Below are 22,791 nucleotides of genomic sequence, written 5' to 3'. Positions count from 1 at the left end.
ATTACGTCATCCCTCGCGTTCGGGTTCACTTTCGCGGTCACGTTCACGCTCACTTCCGCTCTCGGACGCGGCCTCGCCCCGCGTCAGTTCGAGCCGCTCCAGGCGCTGCTTCAACTCGGCGTTCTCCCGGGCGAGTTCGGACCTGCGCGCCTTGCTGGACAGCGCAGGGTCGTCCTCCCACCAGTCGATGCCCATCTCCTTGGCGCGCTCCACCGAGGCGACGACGAGCCGCAGCTTCACGGTGAGCAGCTCGATGTCGAGCAGGTTGATCCGGATGTCCCCGGCGATGACGACGCCCTTGTCCAGGACGCGCTCCAGGACGTCGGCGAGGTTGGTGCCGCCGCCCTGGCCGTACGAATCGGGCAGCCGGCTCGCGGTCGTCATCGGCGGCTCCGGGCGGCCGGTACGCGTTCGTCCTCGTCGGCCTCGTCCTCGGCGTCCACGTCGCCCTCCTCGGCGGCGTCCTCGGGCTCGCCGTCGTCCTCCTCGCCGTCCTCCTCCTCGTACGCGCCGTCCTCGTCCGCGTAGTCCTCGTAGCCGTCGTCGGTCTCGTCCTCGTCGGACTCGTCCGCCTCGTCGGTCTCCTCCGGGTACGTGTCGTCGTCCTCGTGGTACGCCATGTCCTCGGCGTCCTCCTCAGGCTCCACGTCCTCCGCGTCGGTGTCCGTGTCGCTGTCCTCGGCGTCCTGCGCGGCCGAGCGCAGCGACACGTGGCGGGCGAAGTGCTTCAGATCGAGACGGGCCCTGCGGCCCTGGGCGCGCCAGAGGTTGCCGGTGCGCTCGAACAGACCCTTCGGGTAGTACTCGATGACCAGCGCCACCCGGGTCAGGCGCTCGCCGAGCGGATGGAAGCTGACCACGCCCTTCGTGGTGCCCTTGGCGCCCTCCGACGTCCAGGCGAGGCGCTCCTCGGGCACCTGGTCGATGAGGCGTGCCGTCCAGCTCCTGCTGGACCAGAAGACCTTGAGTTTCCAGTGGGACTCGGTGTCGCTCACCTCGGTGGCGTCCCGCACGCCCTTGGTGAACGTGGCGAACTCCTCGTACCGCGTCCACTGCTCGTACGCCTCGCGCACGGGCACGCCGACGTCGACGTGCTCCAGGATGACGGTGGGCTTCTGTCCGCTGCCGCTCTTGCCGCCCTTGCCGCGCGCGTTGTCCAGGGCCCCCTTGAGCGAGCCGGTCACGGCGTCCTTGAGGCGGCCGCCGCCGAGCTCCACGGCGCTGCGCAACGGGCCCTTTCCGGAGGCCAGTTTGCGGCCGCCGTCCAGCGCGAGGCGGGCGAAGCCCGGGCTGCGGCCCTCGGCCACGTCGTTGAGCTTGACGGTGGCGTCGCCGAGCTTGCGGCCGACGCCGACGAGGGCGCGTTCGGCCTGCGCCATGAGGTAGGCCCGCGCCTCGTCCTTCAGGCGGTCGGCGCCGGGGCCGTGCAGGGCGGCGCTCAGCGCGCCCCCGGACCCCTCGCCGTCGCCGGAGCCCGTGGCCCGGCCCGCGGTGTCGCTGATGCGCTCACGCGTGTCAGGCATCGTCGCCTCCCTTCCCGTCGCCGGACTTCCGCGCCGCGGTGCGCTTCGCGGGGGACCTCTTCGCCGGGCTGCGCTTCGCGGTGTCCCGGCTCTGGGTGCCGCGCGCGGACGACGTCTTGCGGGGCGCCGGGCTCTTCTTCCTGGCCTGCCCGGACCCCGTGCCGCCGCTCTTGCCACCGGCGGAGCGGGGAGCCTTCTTGGCCGCGGACCGCGCCTTTCTGGTCGCCGCGCCGGACTTGCCGCGCGGCTCGTCGCGCTCCTCGTGCTCGCCGCGGCCGTCGCGCTCCTCGGGCTCGTCGCGTTCGTCCGACCGATCGGTCCCGTCGCGTTCGTCCCGCTCCTCGTCGGCCCCGGGCACCGCCCCCGCCATCCGGTCCCGTACGTCCAGGGTGCGGTCGTGCAGCCGGTCCGCGAAGGACTCCAGGCGCCGGTCGAGCAGCGAGCCGGTCGCGGCCTTGCCGACGCCTCGCAGGTCGTCCTTGAGCTGACCGCCTATCTCCTTGAACTGCGGGTTGTTCTCCAGTTGGTCGGTCACCGCGCGGGCCAGGGACGCGGGGCTCAGCTTCAGCCTCCGGCCCGCGACCATGGTGCCGACGGCGAAGGCCAGCTTGGCCTTCTTGGTCCGTCCCAAGAGGTACCCCGCGCCTACGCCGAGGCCCACTGCCAAACGGTTCATCGTGTCGCCGTCCTGTTCTCCTCCGGAGCGGCCCCCGGAACGGTCTCCGGAGCCGCCTCCTGCCGGGCGCCGTAGCCGAGCCGCGCCAGCAGCTCGTCCTCACGGCGGTCGAACTCGGCCGCGTCGATCTCGCCCGCCTCCACCCGTTCGGTGAGCCGGGCGAGTTCGGCGCGGATCGCCGAGGGGTCGTAGTACTGCCGCTCCGCCTCCGCGACCACCTGGCGGATCACCCAGAGGGTGCCCCGGGCCGGGGCCAGGGGCAGCGCGAGCAGCTCACCGACGAGTCCCATGCGCGGGCCTCACCGCGCCCGTGCCGCGTCGTCCGCGGGCTGTGCGGCACCGGGGTCGACGAAGCTGTAGGGGGGCAGCGGGCCGTTCACGCGCACGTCCAGGTGCGGCTGGGTCTTGCGCAGTTCCGCGACGGCGGCCACGAAGCCCTCGGCGGACTCGCGGCGCACCAGGAACGAGTAGTTGGCCAGCCACCCCGTGCCCTCCGGGCCCGTGCTGACGGCCTCCGCGCACGGTTCGAGCGCGCGGCGCACCTGGATGCCGTCACCGGCCTCGCGGCCCTGCACGGCGGCGGTCAGCTGCTCGCCGAGCCGCAGCTTCTGCTCGTAGGTGCCGCCGCCCGCCTTGCGGTTGGCCTCGGCCATGGCCCGCAGCTCCGGGTTCTCGGCGAGCACCTGGTGCAGGACGGCCTGCTCGTCGTGGGCGGCCTTCACGTTGTACTCGGCCCTGCCCTCCAGGGAGCGCAGCCGCTCCTCGTAGTGGTCGGCCAGCTCGTCGAGGACTTCGAGGACGGCCGGGTCGTCCTGAGCGAGGCTGCCGAAGCGCATCGGCAGGACGGGGCCGCCCGCGCCCGCCTCGTCCAGGACGTTCTGGTGGGCGAGCAGATCGCGCCGCTTGGGGCGCAGGTCCTCGGGGCTGTCGCTGACGAGCGCGGCGAGCTTGCCGTGCCTGAGGATCCGCACCGGGCGGGCCGGTTCGCCGATGCCGCCCATGCCCTCCGGCAGCGCCGGGTGGCCGGTGTCGGCGATCCCGTAGATGTACGTGGTCACTCCGTCTCCTCCTTCCGGGACCGTGACGTGCTGCGCCGGCGCGGCCTGGCGGCCTCCTCCTCACCGGAGCGGCCGTCCTCGCGCGCCTGCTTGAAGGCGTCCGACACGGTCTGGGCGGCGCCGCTGAGCGCGCCCTTGGACTTGCCGCGCGCGCCCGACTCGGTGATCTCGCCGACCAGGTCGGGCAGGCCGGGGCTCCGCTTCGGTCCGGCCTCCAGGTCGAGGCGGTTGCAGGCCTCGGCGAAGCGCAGATAGGTGTCGACGCTGGCGACGACGACACGCACGTCGATCTTGAGGATCTCGATGCCGACGAGCGAGACGCGGACGAACGCGTCGATCACGAGCCCGCGGTCGAGGATGAGTTCGATGACGTCGTACAGGCCGCTGGTGCCGCCTGCGCCGCCGCTCTGCTGTGCTGGGACGACGGTCATGCCGACCTGTCCTCCTTGCCTTGGGTGATGGCGTCGTGGGTGTTCGGGACGCCCTGGATGTTCATGGCTGTGCCGGGTGGTGCCGGTCAGCCGCCCGTGCGGTGCGGGTCCGCGCGGCCGCGTTCGTAGCGGCGCACCCTGCGGTAGGCGGTGAGCTCGCCGCCCGGGTCCAGGCTCACGGCGTAGGTCGCGAGCAGGCTCATGGTGTCGGGCACGCGGGCGAGTTCGAGGACCTCGACCTCCAGCTCCCAGCCGTCGTCGGTGCGTTCGAACGACGAGACGGACTCGGCGGCGAGGCCGGTGAGTTCCGAGAGCTGTTCCCGCGCGTGCCGCAGCACCGAGATGGGGCCGGGCAGGGCGTCGGACTCGGCTGTCGTGTTGTTCTGCTTGCGTGACGTATGCGTCATGGCCACCTCCTGACCCGAGTGACCTGGTGCCGTGGCGGCAAACCTCCGCCGGCCGTTCAGGCGCCGCGCAGCGCCCGCAGCTTGCGGCGTGCCGGGCCGAGCGCGCGGGGCGAGCGCAGCAGGCCCGCCCAGGGGTCGCCGCGGGCCTGCTCCACGGCGTCGGCGATGGTCCAGCGGGCCGCGTGCGCGCCGGGGGCGTCGAGCTGCTCCCAGGCGAGCGGCACGGCCACCGGGGCGCCCGGCCGCGCCCGTACCGAGAAGGGCGCGACGGCGGTCTGCGCGTATCCGTTGCGCTGGACGTCGAGGTAGAGCCGCCCGCCCCGGTCCTTCTTGCGGACGGCGGTGGTGAGCCGGTCCGGGTGCGCGGCGGCGAGGACCTCGGTGAGCTCCTTGGCGAAGGCACGGACGTCGTCGACGTGGTGGCGGCCGTTGACCGGCACGACCACGTGCAGACCGCGCGAACCGGTCGTCATCACGGCGGACGGCAGACCCACCTGGTCGAGGAGTTCGCCGAGCATCCCGGCGGCCTCGCGCACCGGGCCGTACGCGTCCTGCGGCGTGCCGTCCCCGGCCGGGTCCAGGTCGAACACCATGCGGTCGGGCCGGTCGACGCGGCCGACGCGGGACTGCCAGCGGTGCAGGGTGACGCAGGCCTGGTCGGCGAGGTAGAGGAGCGTGGCGCTGTCGTCGCACACGGTGTGCGTGACAGTGCCGCCCTTCTTGGGCACCTCGGCGCGGGTGATCCAGTCCGGGTAGTGCTCCGGCGTGTCCTTCTGCATGATGAAGCGGGGCCCCGCGACCCCGTCCGGGTGCCGCTCCAGCATCAGGGGGCGGCCGCGCAGGTGCGGAAGGATGAAGGGGGCGACGGACCGGTAGTAGTCGAAGAGGTCCCCCTTCGTGTACGGGGCGGAGCCGGTGCCCTCGGGGATGAACGGCTTCTGCGGCCGGTGGAGCGCGACGGTGCGGCGGCCCGCCCGTACGGTGCGCGTCTCGCTCATGTCCGCTCCCCCGTCATCGCACCACCACGTGTTCCACGAGCAGCCGTACGGCCGCCGCGATCGACTCCGCGTCGATCCCGGCGGCCCGCAGCTGCTCGGCGGGCGAGGCGGACCCCGGCACGCCGCTCACCGCGAGGCGCACCAGGCGCGGCACGGGGCTGCCGTCGCTGAACGCGTCCAGGACGGCGTCACCGATGCCGCCCTCCTGCCGGTGGTCCTCGACGGTGAGCAGACAGCCCGTCCGCTCGGCGGACTCGCGCAGCGTGCGCCGGTCCACGGGCTTGACGGAGTACAGGTCGACGACGCGCACCGGGATGCCCTCGCGGTCGAGGAGACCGGCGGCGGCGAGCGCCTCGTGGACGGTCACCCCGGCCGCGACGACCGTGAGCCGGTCGGCGTCGCTCCACCGCAGCACCTTGGACCCGCCGACGGGGAACTCCTCGCCGGGGCCGTAGAGGACGGGCGTCGCACCGCGCGTGGTGCGCAGGTAGCGCACGCCGTCGAGGTCGGCCATGGCGGCGACCAGGCGCGCCGTCTGCGGGGCGTCGCACGGGTACAGGACGGTGGAGCCGGGCACGGCCCGGAACATCGCCAGGTCCTCCAGGCCCATCTGGGACGGGCCGTCCTCGCCGATGGCGACGCCCGCGTGCGAGCCCACCAGGTTGAGGTCGGCGCCGCTGACGGCCGCCATGCGCACGAAGTCGTGGGCGCGGGTCAGGAACGCCGCGAACGTGGACGCGTACGGCACCCAGCCGCGCCGGGCGAGGCCCACGGCGGCGGCGACGAGCTGCTGCTCGGCGATGTAGCACTCGAAGTACCGCTCGGGGTGCTCCTTGGCGAAGAGTTCCGCGCGGGTGGAGTCGCCGACCTCGCCGTCGAGGGCGACGACGTCGCCGCGTGCCGTGCCGAGCGCCGCGAGCGCCCGGCCGAAGGCGTCCCGGGTCGCGACCTCGTCCCCCTGCTCGTACCGCGGCAGCTCCAGGTGTCCGCTGCGGGTGGCGCGCAGCACGCGGGCCGCCGGGGGGAGCCGGACGTCGACGCGCAGCTGCCCGGGGCCGCCGAGCTCCGCGACCGCGGCCTCGGCGTCGGGCAGCGGCTTGCCGTGCAGGCCCTCGCGGTCCTCCGCGGACGCGACACCCTTGCCCTTGACGGTGCGGGCGAGGACGACGGTGGGCTGGCCCGAGGTGGAGCGCGCCTCGTGCAGGGCCCGGTCGACCGCCTCGATGTCGTGCCCGTCGATGGCGACGACGTGCCAGCCGAAGGCCTTCCAGCGGCGCGCGTACGCGTCGAGGTCCCAGGCGTGCCGGGTGGGCCCGCGCTGGCCGAGCCGGTTCACGTCGACGAGCGCGGTGAGGTTGTCCAGGTGCTCGTACGCGGCGTGCTCCGCGGCCTCCCACACGGAACCCTCGGCGAGTTCGCTGTCGCCGCACAGCACCCAGACCCGGTAGGGGATGCGGTCGAGCCGCTTGCCGGACAGGGCCATGCCGACGCCGACGGCGAGCCCCTGCCCCAGTGAGCCGGTGGCGACCTCGACCCACGGCAGGCGGCGGGGCGTCGGGTGGCCTTCGAGGCGGCTGCCCTGGGCGCGGAAGGTGAGCAGTTCCTCGTCGCCGAGCGCGCCCGCCGCCTTGTACGCGGCGTACAGGAGCGGCGAGGCGTGCCCCTTGGAGAGGATGAACCGGTCGTTGCCGGGGTGGTCGGGGCGCTGGAAGTCGTACTGGAGGTGGTGGGCGAGAAGCACCGCCATCAGGTCGGCCGCGGACAGGGACGAGGTGGGGTGCCCGGATCCGGCGGCGGCCGCGGCGCGCACGGAGTCGACGCGCAACTGCCGCGCGAGCTCGCGGAGGTGGTCCGGCCCGTGGTCGCCGCGCGGGGTGGTCTCGGTCATGGTTCGCTCACTCCTCGGGCTTGGACTCGGACTCGGGTTCGTTCTCCCGGTCGGGGGCGCGTCCGCCGGGCCCGCCGGGCACCCGGGCCAGCTCCGGCGACGACGTGTCGAGCGGCACCGACCACGACCGGACGAGGCCGAGCTGCACTCCCTGGCGGGGCAGCACCGCGTCGAGGAGCCAGTCGGCGGCGACGCGCACGCGATTGCCGGGCATCGCGGCCAGGTGGTAGCCGCGGGTGACGGCCCCGGCGAGCGGCCCGGACAGCGGGACGCCGAGCGGGTTGGCCGCGCCCTTGACGCCGCCGAGGTCGACGGTGAAGCCGAGGTCGTGGTGGCGGTAGGGGGCGCGGCGGCCGATGCCGAGCGAGGCGGCCACGTTGCGGCCCGCGGTCCTGCCCTGCCGCCAGGCGTGCTGGGCGGTCATGGCCGTGAACTGCCCCGGCTCGGCGAGGTCGGGCACGGCCGCCGCGTCGCCGCAGGCGAACACCTCGGGGCGGCCCGGCACGGTCAGGAACGGGTCGACGACGAGCCGCCCGCGCTCCAGGGGCGTGCCGATCCCGGCGACGAGCGGGTCGGGGCGCACGCCGACGCACCACACGAGGGTGCGCGTGTCGACCGTGTCGCCGTCGTCGAGGAGCACGCCCCGGTGCGTGGCCTCCTTCACGGAGGTGCCCGTGCGGACCTCCACGCCGCGCCCGCGCAGGACGCGGTCGGCGGTCGTGGAGAGCCGCCGGTCCAGCTCCGGCAGGACGCGCGGCGCGATGTCCAGGAGCAGCCAGCGGGGTTCGATCCCGGCGCGCAGCGGCTGGCCGCGCACCAGGGACCGGGTGAACAGCTGCCCGTGCGCGGCGACCTCGACGCCGGTGTAGCCCGCGCCGACGACGACGAAGGTGCAGCGCGCCCGGCACGTCGCGGCGTCGGGCGCGGCGGCGGCGAGCTCGATCTGCCGGGTCACGTGGTCGCGCAGGTACAGCGCCTCCGGCAGGCCCCGGAAGCCGTGCGCGTGCTCGGCGACGCCGGGGACGGGCAGCAGCTTGTTGACGCTGCCGACGGCCAGGACGAGCCGGTCGTAGGTCAGCTCGCCGCGCTCGCCCTCCGGCCCGGTGTAGCCCACGGCCCGGCGCTCCAGGTCGATGCGGTCGGCCTCGCCGAGGACCAGCCGGACGTGCTTGAGGGTGCCCGAGAGCGACACGGTGACGCGGCGCGGTTCGAGGACGCCCGCGGCCACCTGGGGCAGCAGGGGCAGGTAGAGGAAGTAGTCGGTGGGGTTGAGCAGGGTGATGTCGACCCGGCGACGGGCGAGGCGCGCGAGGGTCCGCGCGGCCTGGAACCCGGCGAAGCCGGCACCGACGACCACGACGTGCTGGCGGTGGGATTCACGGCTCACGTAGCGCCTCCGATGGAGTGCGGTACGGCATCCGTACGGTGTCTTCCGCACGGATGCCTCTGGGCTACCGGTGCGGGTGCCGGTGCGTGTGCTCCCGCACGGACCTCCCAGGTGCCCGTGGCCGCCGCGGTGAAACGGAATATCCGGTGGCGTCGGCCGGGCGGCGTTGCGACGCTCGCGGTCATGGATGCGCCGAGACAAGCACAGCCGGGGCGGGAAGCACCCTCGCGGCCGGAGGCACCGCCGGAGGTCCTGCTCCTCGGTGGCCGCTCCGGGGCGGGCAAGTCGTCCGTGGGCCGGGAGGTGGCGGCGCGGCTGCGGGCCGCCGACGTCGGTCACGCCCTGATCGAGGGCGACGTACTGGACGCGGTGCACCCCGCGCCGCCGGACGACCCGGACCGCTCGCGGCTCACCACCCGCAACCTGGCGGCGCTGTGGGCCACCTACGCGGCCCTGGGCTGCCGTCGGCTCGTGTACACGAACACGGCGTCCGTGCTCGGCAGCGAGGAGTGGATCTTCACCGAGGCCCTCGGCTCCCCGCTGCTCACCCGCGTCCTGCTCACGGCGACGGACGAGACGGCCGCGCGGCGCCTGACGGCACGGGAGCAGGGCTCGGAGCTGGCCCGCCAGCTGCGCCGCAGCGCGTACATGGCACGGCACCTGGAGGCGCACGTCCCCGCCGGCACCCACCGGGTGGCGACGGACGGCCGCACGGTGGGCGAGGTGGCTCGGGCGGTCCTAGGGGCGACGGGCTGGCTGCCGGGAACCGTGGCGGTGGGCGGGGACGCGTCGTAGGCGGCCCGCACGAGACAGCGGTCGAGCCGCCCACCCGGTCCGCGCGCCGTCGCCGTGCCTCACCGCGACCGGGGGCTCGGACTCGGGCTCGCGCTCGGCGACTCGGGGACGACGGGAGGCTCTGTGGCCCCCGGCGGGCTCGACGGGACCGCGGGGAAGTCGGCGGTGCCGGGGGCCCCGCGAGGAGTCGGGGGCACGGCGGCCGCGGGGGCTTCTGCGGCCGCACGCTCCGGTGTGCCCGTGCCGGGCCGGGAGCCAGGTGTGCCCGTGCCGGGCCGGGAGCGGCCGGGCCGCGCCGCGTTGCGCAGGACCACGGCCACCACCGCGAGCAGCACGGTGACGATCAGGCCCGCCGCCCAGCCGGGCAGGCCGACGGCGACGGCCAGGCCGAGGGTGAGCGCGGCGGCCGCACCCGCGTACAGCGCGGCCGCTCCGGCCGCCGCGTACAGGGAGGCCCTGCGGCGCTGCTTCCGCGCCGCCTCGGCGAGTTCGCTCCGCAGCTCCGTGCGCACCGCCTCCCGCAGGGAGACACGTACCGCCTCGTGGACGACCTGCGACAGCGCGTCGCTCAGCGCCGTCTCCGGCGACGCGAGGCCCGCGGCCTTCTGGCCCGGAGCGCTCGTCGAAGAACGGCCGAAAGGTTGGTGTGGATGGTCCGATGCAGTCATGGCCGCCGAGTACCCCGCGGCCGCGGCGCGTAACGGCCCCCCGCCCCGGGTACCCGGACCGCCCGCACCGGCAGAGCACATGAGGGGTCCGCGAGGACGGACCGGGAGGAAGGCCGACGATGACCGAGCGCGACGACGTCGTGGAACTGCTCACGGCGCAGCACACGACGATCCGCGAGCTGCTCGACAAGGTGGCGACCACGAAGGGCGAGGAGCGCAAGGAGTGCTTCCAGGACCTCGTCCGGCTCCTCGCGGTGCACGAGACCGCCGAGGAGGAGGTCGTCCACCCCTTCGCCCGCAGGAACATCGACGGCGGCGAGTTCGTCGTCGCCGACCGCGTCAAGGAGGAGGAACAGGCCAAGAAGGCCCTGGACCGCCTCGACGACATGGATCCGGACTCCCCCGAGTTCCTGGACCGGTTCGCCGCCCTGCGCCAGGACGTGCTCGCGCACGCCAAGGCCGAGGAGCGCTACGAGTTCGCCCACTTCCACCGCGTCACCGACCGGCGGAAGCTGGAGACCCTCGCCCGCGCCGTGCGGGCCGCCGAGGCCGTCGCGCCGACGCGTCCGCACCCGGGCACCGACACCGCGCTCAAGAACGTCGCGGCGGCGCCGGTCGCCACCGTGGTGGACCGTACGCGGGACGCGATCCGCAAGGTCACCGGCGGCGCCTGAGTCCGCCCGCGCGAGGTCGGCCGAATGGATCTCCTGCCCCCGCCGGGCCAACTAGGCTCGTTCGTATGGAAATCCTGGGTACCGTGCTGCGTGTCTGCGTGAACGACCTGGAGGCGTCCGTCTCCTTCTACGAGCGCCTTACGGGCAGCACAGCGATGCGGTTCGAGCGCGGCGGCGTGTCCGTCGCGTCGGTCGGGTGCTTCCTGCTGATGAGCGGGCCCGAGCACGAGCTGGAGATCCTCCGCAAGGTCACGGCGACGATCGCCGTGAAGGACGTCGACGAGGCCCACGCCACCCTCACCGCCTCCGGCGCCCGCATCGTCGCGGGCCCCGTCCCCACCCCCGCGGGCCGCAACCTGATCGCGATGCACCCCGACGGCACGGTCTTCGAGTACGTGGACCGCAACGCGTAGTCCGTGGTGCGGCTGTGGGCCTCGTCCCGCGGGGCGGGACGGGTGGGCCCGGCCCAGGCCCGCCCCGCACCGGGCGGCTCAGGCCCCGCCGGGCTCCGCGGCGGGCGTCATGCGGAAGTCGTAGCACGGTGGCACCGGCACCCCCGGTGCCACCGTCGCCCACAGCTCCCCCAGCCCCTCGTCCCCCTCCCGAAGGTCCGCCACCTCGAACTCCTCGTCGAGCACCGCCCGCGCCCCCGCCGGGTCGCCCTCCGCGAGCAGCAGCCTGACCTCCAGGAGCCGGAAGCGCCCGCGCCCCCGCACGGCGGGGCTCAGCCGGTCCCAGACACCGCGCGCGGCCTCCGCCCGCCCCACGGCGAGGAGCGCCTCGATCGCCTCGCGCCCGAGCGCCCCCAGTACCCCGGACCGGGCCTCGGACCGGGCCTCTGACTCCCCGAGCCCGGCGAAGGCCTGCGCGTAGCGGTCCGCGGCCCGCTCCCCGTGCCCCGCCTCCAGGTCGGCCACCGCCAGGCACCGCAGCAGCGGCCAGCGCACCGCGGCCGCGGCCCGTTCGAGCCCGCGCTCCCAGCTGCGCACCGCCTGTGCCCGGTCCCCGGCGTGCCACTGCGCGACCCCGAGGTGGTACTCGGCGTGCGGCCGCGCGGGCGCCGTCTCCAGCATGTCCCGCCAGTGCCGGGCGACGAGCGTGGGCCCGGGCGCCCCGGACCCGGACGGCTCCGGCACCGCCCCGGACCGCAGGAGTTCGAGCCACGGCTCCTGCTCGGGCCCGAGCGTGGCCTCCGCGAACGGCGTGCCCGGCAGCTTGAACTCGCCGCGCAGCACTTCGAGCGCGCCCCAGCCGGACCCCACGGCGAGGGTCTGTCCCGGCTCGTCGTCGGCGTACGGCCGCCACCGCTCGAACGCCGCGTCCACCGCCGACGGCGGCAGCACGTCCGCGAGCCGCTCCTCGGCCGCCGCGCGGGCCGCCGCCCAGTCGTCCCCGTGCGCCACGTCCGCGGGGAGCGACAGCGGACCGTACGACTCCAGCCACGCGACCTCGCTCTCCGCGTCGAGCCGCACGTGCTCCAGCTGCGTGCGCGCGAGCCCGGCCTGGATCTCCGCGTACCCGCCGGTGTCCGGGCCCGTCAGCCACTCCTGCCAGCGCCGCCCGCCGCCGCCCGCGCCCCACCGGAACAGCTTGCGCCCGCGCAGCGCGGCCGTGGACGTCTGCACGAGGCCGTGCCCGTCGGCGTCGAGCGCCGCGATCCAGCGGCGCGCACCGTCCGGCACGTCGTAGAAGTGGTCGGCGGCGTAGGGGCCGTGGGGCTCGGGCACCGGCACCCGGGCGAGGGCACGCGTGTAGTCGTAGCGCCAGGCCCGGTCGGCGGGCGCCAGCACCCGGCGCTCCTCGGGCACGGCGGTGTTGGACCACCAGTAGACGGGCACGGGCTTCTCGTGCGGATTGCGGATCCGCACGCCCACGTGCAGGAAGTCGGAGTCCTCCGGCAGCCACAGGTCCACTTGGAAGGGCACGTCGCGCAGCCGCTCCCACTCCCACAGGCGCAGCATCGGACCGCCGTCGGGCGCGGTCACGACGGCGGCGTGCAGCGGCGCGCAGGACAGCGTGGTGTGGCCGGTGGCGCCGATGTTCCACTCGATGCCGCCCGCGTACCAGGCGCCGTTCAGCGCGAAGCACGCGGGCTGGAACACCGGGTTCCGGTACAGCAGTTCCCGCCCGGTCGGCTTGTGCACGAGCGAGTGCACGCGGCCGCCGAGGCCGGGCAGGACAGTGGCGCGCAGCCGCTCGTTCTCCAGGACGAGGACGTCGAAGGAGGCGGGCGCGCGCCGTCGGCCGTAGCCGTCGCGCAGCGGCGCGGGAAGGACCGAGCGCAATGGCTCGTACCCGAGTTGCCGCGCCATGTCGCGCGGCAGGCCCTGCCGCGCGCGGTCGTCGACCCGGTGCGGCTCGCGCGGCAGCCGCAGCGGCGGCAGCGGGTTGTCCGGCCCCAACTCGGCGGCGGGCAGGGTCGTTACGTCGCGTCGCACGGTCGTCGCCACGGCGGTCTCCTCAGGTCATCGGGTCGTTGACCATGGAACACGCTGAACGCCGCCCCCACCAGGGGTCCTGCCGGGTCCGCCGGCGCCGGGAGCGGTCACGTCCGGGCGAAGGCGGCCACCACGACGTCGGTGAGCACGTCGCCCGCCGTGCCCTCGGGGTCGAGGTCCGGGTCGTAGATGGTGACGTTGAGCCCGACGCAGCGCGGCGAGCGGACCAAGGGGCGCAGCAGCGCGAGGAGTTCGTCGGGGTGCAGGCCGTCCTCGTCGGGGCTGTCGACGGCGGGCATCACGGACGGATCGAGCACGTCGGCGTCCAGGTGCACCCAGAAGCCGTCCAGGGACGCGTGCTCCAGGGAGACGACGGCCGAGCGGGCCACGTCGGCGGCGCCCCACTGCCGCAGCTCGCCGACGGTCACGGTCGGGATCTTCAGCTCGCCGAGCTCGGCACGGTCCTCGTCGCCGTCGCGCATGCCGAAGATCCGTACGTCCTCGTCCCGCAGATAGGGGCGCAGGCCTTCGAGGTCGGTGAGGTCGTCCTGGCCGCGCCCGGTGGCGAGCGCCAGCTCCTCGCCGCCCGCCGCGCCGATCCGGTCGGAGTTGCCCGGGTGCCGGAAGTCCGCGGAGGCGTCGAGCGCCGCGAGGCCGTAGCGCCCCATGCGGCGCAGCGCGAGGGACGCGCCCAGCTGGATGGAGCAGTCGCCGCCGAGGACGACGGGCAGTTCACCGGCGCGCAGATGGCGCTCGATGCGGTCCGCGAGCCGGGGCGTGTACGCGGCGATGGCCGCCGCGTTGAACACGCCGTCGCCCTCCCGCCAGTCGCCCCGGTCGTAGCGCGGCGGGACGACGACACCGCCCTCCACGGCGCCGAGGCGGCGCACGATGCCGCGCTCGCGCAGCGCCCCGGCGAGTTTGTAGCAGCCGGGCACGGTGCCCGGCGCGGGCGGGCGCAGGCCCAGGTTGGAGGGGGCGTCGATGACCACGATGTTCCGCATGCGGTCCATCCTCCGGGACGCGGGCCACCGCCTTCAATGGCCGCGTCCGTGGCCGCCGTCACGCTTCACGGGGCCCGGGGGCGGCCGCCTTCACGAGGCACGGTGGCGGCCGCGCGGCGCGGCCCGCATCTCGGTGGTCAGGGCCCACCGCTGGTGGTCGCGCCACGCCCCGTCGATGAACAGGAAGTCCGGCGAGAAGCCCTCAAGACGGAAGCCCAGGCGGCGGGCGAGGGCGATCGACGCGGCGTTGCCCGGCTGCACGTTGATCTCCAGGCGGTGCAGGCGCAGCTCGCCGAACGCGCGGTCCACGACGAGCCCGAGCGCCTCCCGCATCAGGCCGCGCCCGGCGGCGTGCGCGAACACGCCGTAGCCGAGCGCCCCGCAGCGGAAGCCGCCCTGGACGATGTTGTTGATGTTGATGAACCCGGCGATCGCGCCCGACTCCCGCTCGCAGACGAGGAACCCGGCCCTGGCCGGGTCCTCGATGAGCGTGCGCGCGTACGCCGCGTAGGTCTCCTCGGTGGTGGGCGGGAACAGCCAGGGCCGGTGCAGCTCCTGGCTCTCCCGCGCCCGTGCCGTGAACTCGGCCCCGTCCGCGGGGGTGAAGTGGCGTATGCCCGTGCGGGGGCCTTCGGCGAGGTGGCGGGGGCTCGGCTGACGCATCCGCCCCACGTTACCGGGACACCCGGCTCACTTGCGGCGGCGGACGAAGTAGGCCCCGCACACGGCGCCGATGACCGCCGTGCCGAACAGCGCCATCCACAGCGGCATGGTCACTTCGGGGATCAGCAGCCGGATCTTGGTGCTGCGGGTGTTCTCGAAGATGAAGACGAGGGTGAGCAGGGCGATGACGGCGACGGTGATCCTGCCGGGCGTCATCAGCCCGGCCGCGCCGCCCTTCGAGGGACTCTTGGAGCCGCCCGTGGAACTGCTCATGGCGGGACCCTTCCGTGATCCGTCGCAGCGCCGGCCGCTGCCCGTCCCGTCAGGATGGGCAGCGGCGGCGGGCGGCGCACGGCGGGTGACGCGGGCGGGTGGGTCCGTGGGCCGAACAGGTGACGCCCGCTACACCACGGGCAGCCGCAGCACCCCCGTGTCGCCGGGCGCGCTGGTCACCGTCACCGGCTTCACCCCGCGGTTCCCGCCGTACGCCCCGTCGCTGGCCGCGATCACGAACCGCAGCCGGTGCCCCCGCTCGTACCGGTGCACGATGCCCGGAAGCCGGACCGTGAACGCCTCCCGCACGTCCGGCACCCGCACCGGCGCCACCAGACGGTGCACCAGCGTCTGCCCGCCGTCCGGCGCCACGTCGTACAGCTTCGCGAACAGCACCAGCTTGTCGGCGGCGTCGGCGGAGCCCTGCGCCCGCTCGGCGCGGGGCGAGTCCACCCTCAGCGTCGCCTCGGGCGCCCCCACCACGTCGAGGGACCGCTGCAGGGGCGCGGTGGTCCAGCCGAGGTAGGTGCCCTTGGTGTCGTACGGCGCCGGGTCGGGCAGGCCGGCCATCCTGGCGGCCGAGCTCTCCGAGTGGCTCGTGGGCAGCGGCCGGTTGCGGTACGTTCGGCTGCCCGGGGTCACCCGCGCGCGGTCGCCGACGAGCCTGCCGTCACCGGAGAGGTACAGCTCCCGCTCGGGCGCGGGCACGTGCGACGCGGTCGCGTAGGTGCGGCCCGGGTCCTTGATCCAGTCGCGGTAGTAGGCGAAGTCGGGCCCGGTGTCGGCGCTCTCGTCGTGGCGCAGATGGCGGTCGAACCAGGCCAGGACGCGACGGCCGACGTACGTCGACTCCAGGTCGCCCTTGCCGAGGTCGAGCTCGCCCGGGGCGGGGCCGCTCGTGCCGCCGCTGTGCCCCCAGGACTGCCAGATCATCTTCGCCGTGGTGCCGCGCTCCTTGAGCGCGCGGTACGTCGCCTCCGCCTCGTTCAGGTTGAACAGCGTGTCGGCCTGGCCCTGCACGAGCAGCGTCGGTGCCTCGACCCGGTGCAGATACGACGCCGGTGACACGCTGCGGGCGTACGCCAGGAGCCGGCGCGTCCTGTCGTGCGGGTAGCGGCCGGAGTTGAGCGTGCGGATGAGCTCGCAGGCCCGCGTGACGAAGTGCAGACAGTCCAGGGAGTTGATCCGGGACGGGTCGAGGTTCGGCGCGACGAGGGGCTGGCCCTCACCCATGAGGTAGAAGCCGTTCATCCACTGCCACTTGACGGTACCGGGCACCTCGCGGCCCGCGGCCGTCCGCTCGACGGCGTTGTTCGGGTTGAGGGAGTAGCCGAGGTCGTGCCAGGTGATGAGCGGGACGAGGGCGTCCACGCGGTGGTCGTCGGCCGCCGTGGCGAGCTGGATCGCGCCGCCGTACGAGGCGCCGACCATGCCGACGCGTGGGTCGCCCGGGGCGTCCGCGACGACGTAGTCGGCCCTGGTGCCGTCGTCGGCGGCCCGCTCACCGGCGAGGAAGTCCAGGAGCCCCGAGGCGGCCCGGCCGTCGATCCCGGGGTCGTCGAGCGAGATCAGACAGCCGGACTTGCCGAAGCCGAGCCCGGAGTAGACGAGGCCGACGTATCCGCGCTCGGCCATGGCCTTGCCGATGGCGGCCGTGGCGCCGTCGGCCTTGCTGCCGCCGAAGCCGTGGGTGGCGAGCACGGCGGGCGCGGGGTGCGTCCGGTCCACCCCGCGCGGGCGGTACAGATCGGCGTCGACGGTGCAGTGCCGCTCCCCCGCCCGCACGGTGAACGTGAGCGGTGTGACGGTGAACCGGCCGCCCCGCTCCCCCGCGCCGGATGCGGGCGCGGGCGCGGCGACGAGCAGGGGCGCGGCGAGCGCGGCGGCCGCGACCAGCGCGAGCGGCGCCCTCGCTCTCGCCCGGCCACCCCCCTCGGGTGCGGCGCCGGAACGCGGCGGGGTCGCACGGAACGGCGACACGGCAGGGCGGAACTGGGGGAACAGGCGGAACAAGAGGTCCTCCACGGTGTGGGCGTGGCGACCACCGCCCGGCAGGCACCGGTCCGCGCTCCTGCTGGGGCACGCGTCATGCGGGGTCAACGCCCGTGGCACTGGGTTCTTGACGGAGATTCTGCGAACGGGCCGTACGCCACACGCACACGCGACAGCACACGCGCCCCAGGACCTGTCCGACGGGTCGGCGCGGCGTCGCGGCGCCCGGCACTTCCCCAAGCTCTCGGCTTCGCTCAAGCAGGGGGAGGCCCCCTTGCTCGCCGCGTGCCGGGCGCCGCTCCTTGCTCCACGCCGACCCGTGGGACAGGCCCTATGCGAGCGCGGGTATGTCCAGCCTCAGCGTCCCCGCGTCCGCGTCCAGGTGCCCCGGTATCCCGAACGGCACCGTCAGCGCCCCGTCGCAGTGCCCGAACCCGAACTCCTCCACGACCGGCACCCCCAGCCCCCCGAGCCGCTCGGCGAGCAGCGGCCGCAGCCGCTCGTACGGCTCGCACTCCGCCCACGACCCGAGCGCCACCCCGGCCACGCCGTCGAGCCAGCCCGCCCGCGTCAGCTGCGTCAGACAGCGGTCGATGCGGTACGCCTCCTCGCCGATGTCCTCGAGGAAGAGCAGCCCGCCGCGCGCTCCGGTCCGGGACCCCGCCGCGCCCACGTCCGCCGCGAGCAGCGACAGACACCCGCCGAGCGTCACCCCCCGGGCCCGCCCGCCCACCAGCGGCCGGCCCGCGGAGGCGATCTCCCGCACGGACTCCGGCTCGAAGAGCGTGGCCCGCAGGTGCTCCTGCGCCCGCGCGTTCTTCAGGAAGTCGGCGGCCGTCACCATCGGGCCGTGCAGCGTCACGAGCCCCAGGCGGTTCGCGAACGCCTCGTGCAGCGTGGTGATGTCACTGAACCCGAGGAACACCTTGGGCCCCGCCGCCCGCATCGCGTCCCAGTCGAGGAGGTCGACCATCCGCGCCGCCCCGTACCCGCCGCGCGCGCAGAGCACCGCCGCCACCGACGGGTCGCACCAGGCGCTCTGGAGGTCCCGCGCGCGGTCCTCGTCCGTGCCCGCGAGGTAGTCGAACCGCGGGTGCGTGTCCCGGGCGTGGGGGGCCGCCACGGGGTCGAGGTCCCAGCCGCGCAGGACGTCCAGGCCCGCCGCGAGCCGGTCCTCGGGGACGGGCCCGCTGGGCGCGACGACCGCGACCCGGGCGCCGGGGGCGAGCCGCGCGGGCCGCGTCAACGGCTCGACCGCCGCGCTCACTTGGACAGCTCCAGCGTCGGCAGGCCGCCCGCCGGGTCGATCCGGAACACCTGCGCGTACAGCGACAGCTCGGCCTCCAGGGCCCGGACCATGGTCTCGGCCCGCCGGAAGCCGTGCCCCTCGCCCTCGAAGGCGAGGTACGCGTGCGGCACCCCGCGCCCCTCCATCCGCGCCAGGAACCGCTCGCACTGCGCGGGCGGACAGATCACGTCGTCCAGGCCCTGGAGCAGCAGGAACGGCGCGGTGACCTGGTCGGCGTGGCGCGTCGGCGAGCGCTCCTCGTACCGGCCGGGCACCTCGTCGGGCGGGCCGATGAGCGTGTCCAGATAGCGCGACTCGAAGTCGTGGGTCTCCCCGTCGCTCCACGAGGTGAGGTCGAGAACGGGGTAGATGATCGTGCCGCAGGCGTACACGTCCGTCGTCGTCAGGGAGCTCGCCGTGGTCCAGCCGCCCGCGCTGCCGCCGCGGATCGCGAGGCGCGCCCGGTCGGCGGTGCCCTCCTCGGCGAGCGCGAGCGCGACGGCGGCGCAGTCCTCGACGTCGACGACGCCCCACTGCTCGCGCAGGCGGTTGCGGTACTCCCGGCCGTAGCCCGTGGAACCGCCGTAGTTGACCTCGGCGACGCCGATGCCGCGTGAGGTGAAGTACGCGATCACCAGGTCGAGGACGAGCGGCGCGCGCGAGGTGGGGCCCCCGTGCGCCCACACCACGTACGGCGGCAGTTCGTCGTCGGGCGCGAGATGGCCCGGGTGGTGCGGCGGGTACACGTGCGCGTGGATCTCCCGGCCGTCGGGCCCGAGGAAGGTGCGGATCTGCGGCTCGGGGTAGTACGTGGGGTCCACCGGGTCGTCGTGCGGCGCGCCGATGACGCGGGCGCGGCCGGTGCGGTTGTCCAGCTCCACCACCTCGTACGCGCTGCGCGGGCTCGCGGCGACGCCGATGACGCGGGTGCCGCTGACGGCGACGGAGGCCGACCACTCCGTCCAGGGCCCGGCCGCGTCGACGACCTCGCCGGTCTCCGGGTCGAGCACGCCGAGTGCGGTCGCGCCCGTGCCGTGCACGACCGCGATCAGGCCGCTGTCCAGCGGCGCGAACCAGCTGAGGCCGAGCTGCCACAGCGGTCCGCCGAACTCCTCCTCGCGCGGGCACAGCGCGACGGGGGCGCCGTCGAGCGGGGCGCGGTACAGATTCCACCAGCCCGTGCGGTCGCTCGCGAACAGCAGCCGTCCGTCCGGCGCCCACTCGGCCTGCGCGATCGACTCCTGCGGTCCGCCCGCGAACCGGCGCGCGGCGGCGAAGGTGCCGTCCACGCCGACCTCGGCGACCATCAGCTCCGTGCCGTCCCAGGGCATCCGGGGGTGGTCCCAAGCGAGCCAGGCGACGTGCGCGCCGTCCGGTGCCAGGCGCGGCCCGGTGACGAACCGGTGGCGGCCGTCGGACAGCTCCCGCACCGCGGCCCGGTCCCCCGCGGCCGAGCCGTCGAGGGGCACGGCGGCGAGCACGCGCCGCACGTCGGTCTGCTCCTCGCCGGTGAACTCCTCCAGGACGCACCACACCTCGCCCCGGTCGAGGTGGATCCGCGGGTCCGCCCAGCGCAGCCCGCCGCCCACGTCCGACACCGGGGTCAGGGGTCTCGGTTCCGCGCCGGGGGCGTCCGGCTCGTAGGCGTACAGGCGCTGGTCGGCGAAGTGCGCGAACACGATGAGCGGGCCGCGCGGGTCCCCGGGGCGCTCGACGCCGGTCCAGGGCAGGCCGCCGTACTCCATGACCCGGCTGCGGACGTTCCACGGGGCGGGCAGCACCGACTCCTCGTGGCCGTCGGGGCGGCGGCGCAGCAGCGCGCGCCGACCGCCCTCCAGCGGGCGCGGCTCCGTCCACCACGCCTCGCCGCCGACGAAGCCCGCGAAGGCGGGGCGGCCGTCGTGCGCCGCGGCGAGCCCGGCGTCGATCGGGGACAGCCACGAGCCGTACGGCTTGGTCTGCGCCATGTCGATCATCTCCCCCATAGTCCGTTCCCCCATTGGTCCGTCACCTGGTCCGTTGGCCCAGGGGCCCGTCGAGCGGCCCGTCGGCCGGTCAGGCCGTCCGCAGATACCGGTCCAGTACCCGCGTGCCGAAGTGCAGTGCCTCGACCGGCACCCGTTCGTCCACTCCGTGGAAGAGCGCCTGGTAGTCGAAGCCTTCCGGCGTCCGCAGGGGCGAGAAGCCGTAGCCCCGGATGCCGAGCCGCGAGAACTGCTTGGCGTCCGTCCCGCCCGACATGCAGTACGGCATCACGCGGCCCTCGGGGGCGAACTCGGCCACGGCCGCGCGCATCTTGGCGAACGTGGGCGTGTCCACCGGCGCCTGCAACGCCACCTCCCGGTGATGGAACTCCCAGTCGACGTCCGGTCCCGTGAGCCGGTCAAGGGTGGTGCGGAACTCTTCCTCGCCGCCGGGCACGAATCTGCCGTCCACATAGGCGGTCGCCTCGCCCGGGACCACGTTCACCTTGTAACCGGAGCGGAGCATCGTGGGGTTGGCGCTGTTGCGGACCGTGGGCTCGACCAGGGCGGCGGTCGGGCCGAGCTTCTCCATGAAGCCGTCGACGTCGAAGCCGGGGGCGTCCGGGTCGGCCTCCAGGCCGTAGATCCCGGCCAGCTCCACCAGGGCCGCCCGCACGGTGGGGGTCAGCCGCACCGGCCAGTGGTGCTCCCCGATGCGGTGGATGGCGGCGGCGAGCCTGCTCACCGCGTTCTCCTTGTTGACCTTGGAGCCGTGGCCCGCGGTGCCGCGCGCGGTGAGCTTGAGCCAGCCGGTCCCGCGCTCCCCCGCGGCGATCGGATACAGCTGATTGCCCCGGCCGTCGTGGAAGGTGAACGCTCCGGACTCGCTGATCCCCTCGGTGCAGCCCTCGAAGAGCCCGGGGTGCTCGTCGGCGAGGAAGCCGGAGCCGTCGCGGGCGCTGGCCTCCTCGTCGGCGGTGAACGCGATCACGATGTCGCGCCGGGGGCGCACTCCGGCGCGCGCCCAGCCGCGCACCACGGCCAGGATCATCGCGTCCATGTTCTTCATGTCGATGGCACCGCGGCCCCACACGACGCCGTCGCGGATCTCGCCGGAGAACGGGGGCACGCTCCAGTCGGCGGCCTCGGCGGGCACGACGTCGAGGTGGCCGTGGACCAGCAGGGCGTCGGCGCCCGGGTCCGTGCCCTCGATGCGGGCGACCACGTTCGTCCGGCCGGGGGTGCGCTCCAGGAGCGTGGGCTCCAGGCCGGTCTCGGCGAGCAGCGCCGCGGCGTACTCGGCGGCGGGGCGCTCGCGGCACTCGCCGTCACCGCTGTTGGTGGTGTCGATGCGGATGAGATCGGAGGTGAACCGGACGACCTCGTCCAGTGCCGATGCGTCCACCTGCTCAGCCATACTGCTCCTCCACCGCGGCGGAGGCGATCGTGGTGACCGCCTTGAACGTGCGAATGCCTTCGTACATGGTCTCGCTCGTGTACGCGACCTTCCGCTCCGCCACGCGCCGGACCCCGGGAACCACCGTCGCGGCCATCGACAGGTGCTCGGCGTCGAACTCGACCTCCACGGTGAACGGGCCGCCCGCCACCGGCTCGTGCCGCACGGCGAGCGCCGCCGCCTCCTTCGCGGCGGCGCGGATGTCCGCGGCGGTGCGGGCGGGGGTGCGGCACACCGCCGCGTACCGCGACACGTGGTCCTTGACGGCGACCTTCAGCGCGCCGGGCGCATAGCCGAGGGCGTCCTCGCAGGCCAGGTCGTCGCCGGTGACGAGGACCACGGGGACGCCGAACTCGGCCACCACGTGCGCGTTCAGCAGGCCCTCGCTGGCGCGGACGCCGTTGATCCACACGCCCGTGATCTGGTTGGCGAGATAGGTGTGCGCGAGGACGCCCTCCATGCCGGCGCCCGCGTGATAGCCGATGAAGGCGATGCCGTCGACGGCCTGGCTGCCGCCGTGCTGGACGCCCTCGACCATGGAGAGCTCCTTGTGGCGGCCGGTGAGCATCTGGACGCGCTCGTCCAGCTCTTCGAGCAGGAGGTTGCGCATCGTCCAGTGCGCCTCGTTGACGAGCACCTCGTCGGCGCCACCGTCGAAGAAGCCGAGCACCGCCGCGTTCACGTCCGAGGTGAACATCGACCGGCACCGCTCCCACTGCGGCGTACCCGGCAGCACGTCAGCCGGCCAGGTCACACCTGTGGCGCCCTCCATGTCGGCGCTGATGAGGATCTTCATGCCCTGTCACGTTACGGGGTGGCGCGAAATCCTGCTACGACGAGCGGCGCCGACTCGGTCCGATCGACCGCCGCCTCGTCACATGGGGCCTGACGAGCGGTCACCTGCCCCAACCGCAGCACGACGCCCCTCTCCCCAGGTCCGCAACCCCCGGGCCGGGCCAGGAGAGTGCGCCACTCACAGCGTTGCGCATTATTCAGCATTCTTACGTTTTGCGAACGTTATGAAGTTGGCTTCACATCAGGGGCAACCATGATCAATGGCACACCAAGGTGGCCCAACATATCCCTTATGCCCGCGCAACCCCGTCAATCTTCGGGCATCGGCTGCATAGAGTCGTCACCTGATTACCCCTTAAGGGAATCTTCATCTTTGTTTTCTGAAACGGGTTCAGTATGTGGAGACGCGCGCA

23 protein-coding genes are annotated in these 22,791 nt (G+C 74.4%); 3 read left to right on the top strand and 20 right to left on the bottom strand.

Annotated features, from left to right (window positions below; translation table 11 throughout):
* Positions 1 to 6: 6 nt before the first annotated feature.
* The 10 genes from MQV74_RS32405 to MQV74_RS32360 form a co-directional block, all read right to left on the bottom strand.
* On the bottom strand, positions 7 to 384 hold the full coding sequence (locus MQV74_RS32405) for a gas vesicle protein (RefSeq protein WP_242725984.1): 378 nt from the start codon (positions 382 to 384) through the stop codon (positions 7 to 9).
* A complete protein-coding gene (locus MQV74_RS32400) occupies positions 381 to 1,523 on the bottom strand; it encodes an SRPBCC family protein (RefSeq protein ID WP_242725982.1) in 1,143 nt (380 codons plus the stop codon). Before MQV74_RS32400 ends, MQV74_RS32405 begins: the two co-directional genes overlap by 4 nt.
* Positions 1,516 to 2,199 carry a DNA primase gene (locus tag MQV74_RS32395; protein ID WP_242725980.1) on the bottom strand — a complete coding sequence of 228 codons (684 nt, stop codon included), beginning with the start codon at positions 2,197 to 2,199 and terminating at the stop codon, positions 1,516 to 1,518. The genes MQV74_RS32400 and MQV74_RS32395 overlap by 8 nt, the downstream gene beginning before the upstream one ends.
* Positions 2,196 to 2,489, bottom strand: a complete 294-nt coding sequence (locus MQV74_RS32390; RefSeq protein ID WP_242725978.1) for a gas vesicle protein GvpG — start codon at positions 2,487 to 2,489, stop codon at positions 2,196 to 2,198. The genes MQV74_RS32395 and MQV74_RS32390 overlap by 4 nt, the downstream gene beginning before the upstream one ends.
* 9 nt (positions 2,490 to 2,498) lie before the next feature.
* Entirely contained in the window at positions 2,499 to 3,257 is a 759-nt protein-coding gene (locus tag MQV74_RS32385; RefSeq protein WP_242725976.1) for a GvpL/GvpF family gas vesicle protein, read from the bottom strand.
* The gene (locus tag MQV74_RS32380; RefSeq protein ID WP_242725974.1) at positions 3,254 to 3,688 is read right to left on the bottom strand and encodes a gas vesicle structural protein GvpA; all 435 of its coding nucleotides are present in this window, start codon (positions 3,686 to 3,688) and stop codon (positions 3,254 to 3,256) included. Before MQV74_RS32380 ends, MQV74_RS32385 begins: the two co-directional genes overlap by 4 nt.
* Before the next feature lie 86 nt (positions 3,689 to 3,774).
* Complete coding sequence (locus MQV74_RS32375; protein WP_242725972.1) at positions 3,775 to 4,095, bottom strand: gas vesicle protein GvpO; 321 nt, start codon at positions 4,093 to 4,095, stop codon at positions 3,775 to 3,777.
* Positions 4,096 to 4,151: 56 nt separating this feature from the next.
* Positions 4,152 to 5,093, bottom strand: a complete 942-nt coding sequence (gene ligD / locus MQV74_RS32370) for a non-homologous end-joining DNA ligase (RefSeq protein ID WP_242725970.1) — start codon at positions 5,091 to 5,093, stop codon at positions 4,152 to 4,154.
* Between the two features lie 13 nt (positions 5,094 to 5,106).
* Positions 5,107 to 6,981 carry a transketolase gene (locus MQV74_RS32365; RefSeq protein WP_242725968.1) on the bottom strand — a complete coding sequence of 625 codons (1,875 nt, stop codon included), beginning with the start codon at positions 6,979 to 6,981 and terminating at the stop codon, positions 5,107 to 5,109.
* Between the two features lie 7 nt (positions 6,982 to 6,988).
* The gene (locus MQV74_RS32360; protein WP_242725966.1) at positions 6,989 to 8,368 is read right to left on the bottom strand and encodes an NAD(P)/FAD-dependent oxidoreductase; all 1,380 of its coding nucleotides are present in this window, start codon (positions 8,366 to 8,368) and stop codon (positions 6,989 to 6,991) included.
* A 183-nt stretch (positions 8,369 to 8,551) separates the two neighbouring features.
* Here MQV74_RS32360 and MQV74_RS32355 point away from each other — a divergent pair, with 183 nt between their 5' ends.
* Positions 8,552 to 9,163 carry a zeta toxin family protein gene (locus tag MQV74_RS32355; protein WP_242725964.1) on the top strand — a complete coding sequence of 204 codons (612 nt, stop codon included), beginning with the start codon at positions 8,552 to 8,554 and terminating at the stop codon, positions 9,161 to 9,163.
* Positions 9,164 to 9,222: 59 nt separating this feature from the next.
* Here MQV74_RS32355 and MQV74_RS32350 read toward each other — a convergent pair whose 3' ends face one another.
* Complete coding sequence (locus MQV74_RS32350; protein WP_242725962.1) at positions 9,223 to 9,831, bottom strand: phage holin family protein; 609 nt, start codon at positions 9,829 to 9,831, stop codon at positions 9,223 to 9,225.
* Between the two features lie 119 nt (positions 9,832 to 9,950).
* On the opposite strand from MQV74_RS32350, the gene MQV74_RS32345 reads away from it, so the two are divergent.
* Both MQV74_RS32345 and MQV74_RS32340 read left to right on the top strand, forming a co-directional pair.
* Complete coding sequence (locus tag MQV74_RS32345) at positions 9,951 to 10,505, top strand: hemerythrin domain-containing protein (RefSeq protein WP_242725959.1); 555 nt, start codon at positions 9,951 to 9,953, stop codon at positions 10,503 to 10,505.
* 65 nt (positions 10,506 to 10,570) lie between these two features.
* A complete protein-coding gene (locus tag MQV74_RS32340; protein ID WP_242725957.1) occupies positions 10,571 to 10,918 on the top strand; it encodes a VOC family protein in 348 nt (115 codons plus the stop codon).
* A 78-nt stretch (positions 10,919 to 10,996) separates the two neighbouring features.
* Here MQV74_RS32340 and MQV74_RS32335 read toward each other — a convergent pair whose 3' ends face one another.
* The 9 genes from MQV74_RS32335 to MQV74_RS32295 all read right to left on the bottom strand — a co-directional run bounded on the left by MQV74_RS32335 (position 10,997) and on the right by MQV74_RS32295 (position 22,379).
* Entirely contained in the window at positions 10,997 to 12,955 is a 1,959-nt protein-coding gene (locus tag MQV74_RS32335) for a DUF5107 domain-containing protein (protein WP_242725955.1), read from the bottom strand.
* A gap of 95 nt (positions 12,956 to 13,050) precedes the next feature.
* A complete protein-coding gene (locus tag MQV74_RS32330; RefSeq protein ID WP_242725953.1) occupies positions 13,051 to 13,947 on the bottom strand; it encodes an arginase family protein in 897 nt (298 codons plus the stop codon).
* Positions 13,948 to 14,037: 90 nt separating this feature from the next.
* Entirely contained in the window at positions 14,038 to 14,610 is a 573-nt protein-coding gene (locus MQV74_RS32325) for a GNAT family N-acetyltransferase (protein WP_242725951.1), read from the bottom strand.
* 27 nt (positions 14,611 to 14,637) lie between these two features.
* Positions 14,638 to 14,883, bottom strand: a complete 246-nt coding sequence (locus MQV74_RS32320; RefSeq protein ID WP_030667718.1) for a LapA family protein — start codon at positions 14,881 to 14,883, stop codon at positions 14,638 to 14,640.
* Between the two features lie 129 nt (positions 14,884 to 15,012).
* The gene (locus MQV74_RS32315; RefSeq protein ID WP_242729272.1) at positions 15,013 to 16,749 is read right to left on the bottom strand and encodes a CocE/NonD family hydrolase; all 1,737 of its coding nucleotides are present in this window, start codon (positions 16,747 to 16,749) and stop codon (positions 15,013 to 15,015) included.
* Positions 16,750 to 17,206: 457 nt separating this feature from the next.
* Positions 17,207 to 18,142, bottom strand: a complete 936-nt coding sequence (locus MQV74_RS32310; RefSeq protein ID WP_242725949.1) for a S66 peptidase family protein — start codon at positions 18,140 to 18,142, stop codon at positions 17,207 to 17,209.
* Complete coding sequence (locus MQV74_RS32305) at positions 18,139 to 20,139, bottom strand: dipeptidyl-peptidase 5 (RefSeq protein ID WP_374120806.1); 2,001 nt, start codon at positions 20,137 to 20,139, stop codon at positions 18,139 to 18,141. The genes MQV74_RS32310 and MQV74_RS32305 overlap by 4 nt, the downstream gene beginning before the upstream one ends.
* A gap of 79 nt (positions 20,140 to 20,218) precedes the next feature.
* The gene (locus MQV74_RS32300; protein ID WP_242725947.1) at positions 20,219 to 21,544 is read right to left on the bottom strand and encodes a M20/M25/M40 family metallo-hydrolase; all 1,326 of its coding nucleotides are present in this window, start codon (positions 21,542 to 21,544) and stop codon (positions 20,219 to 20,221) included.
* Positions 21,537 to 22,379, bottom strand: coding sequence for a M55 family metallopeptidase (locus MQV74_RS32295; protein WP_242725939.1), 843 nt, complete (start codon positions 22,377 to 22,379; stop codon positions 21,537 to 21,539). Before MQV74_RS32295 ends, MQV74_RS32300 begins: the two co-directional genes overlap by 8 nt.
* Positions 22,380 to 22,791 lie beyond the last annotated feature (412 nt).

It is taken from the genome of Streptomyces sp. AN091965 (assembly GCF_022698285.1).
Classification (GTDB): Bacteria; Actinomycetota; Actinomycetes; order Streptomycetales; family Streptomycetaceae; genus Streptomyces.
Note: the sequence above shows the minus strand (reverse complement) of the source record. Positions and strands in the feature narration are given on the sequence as shown.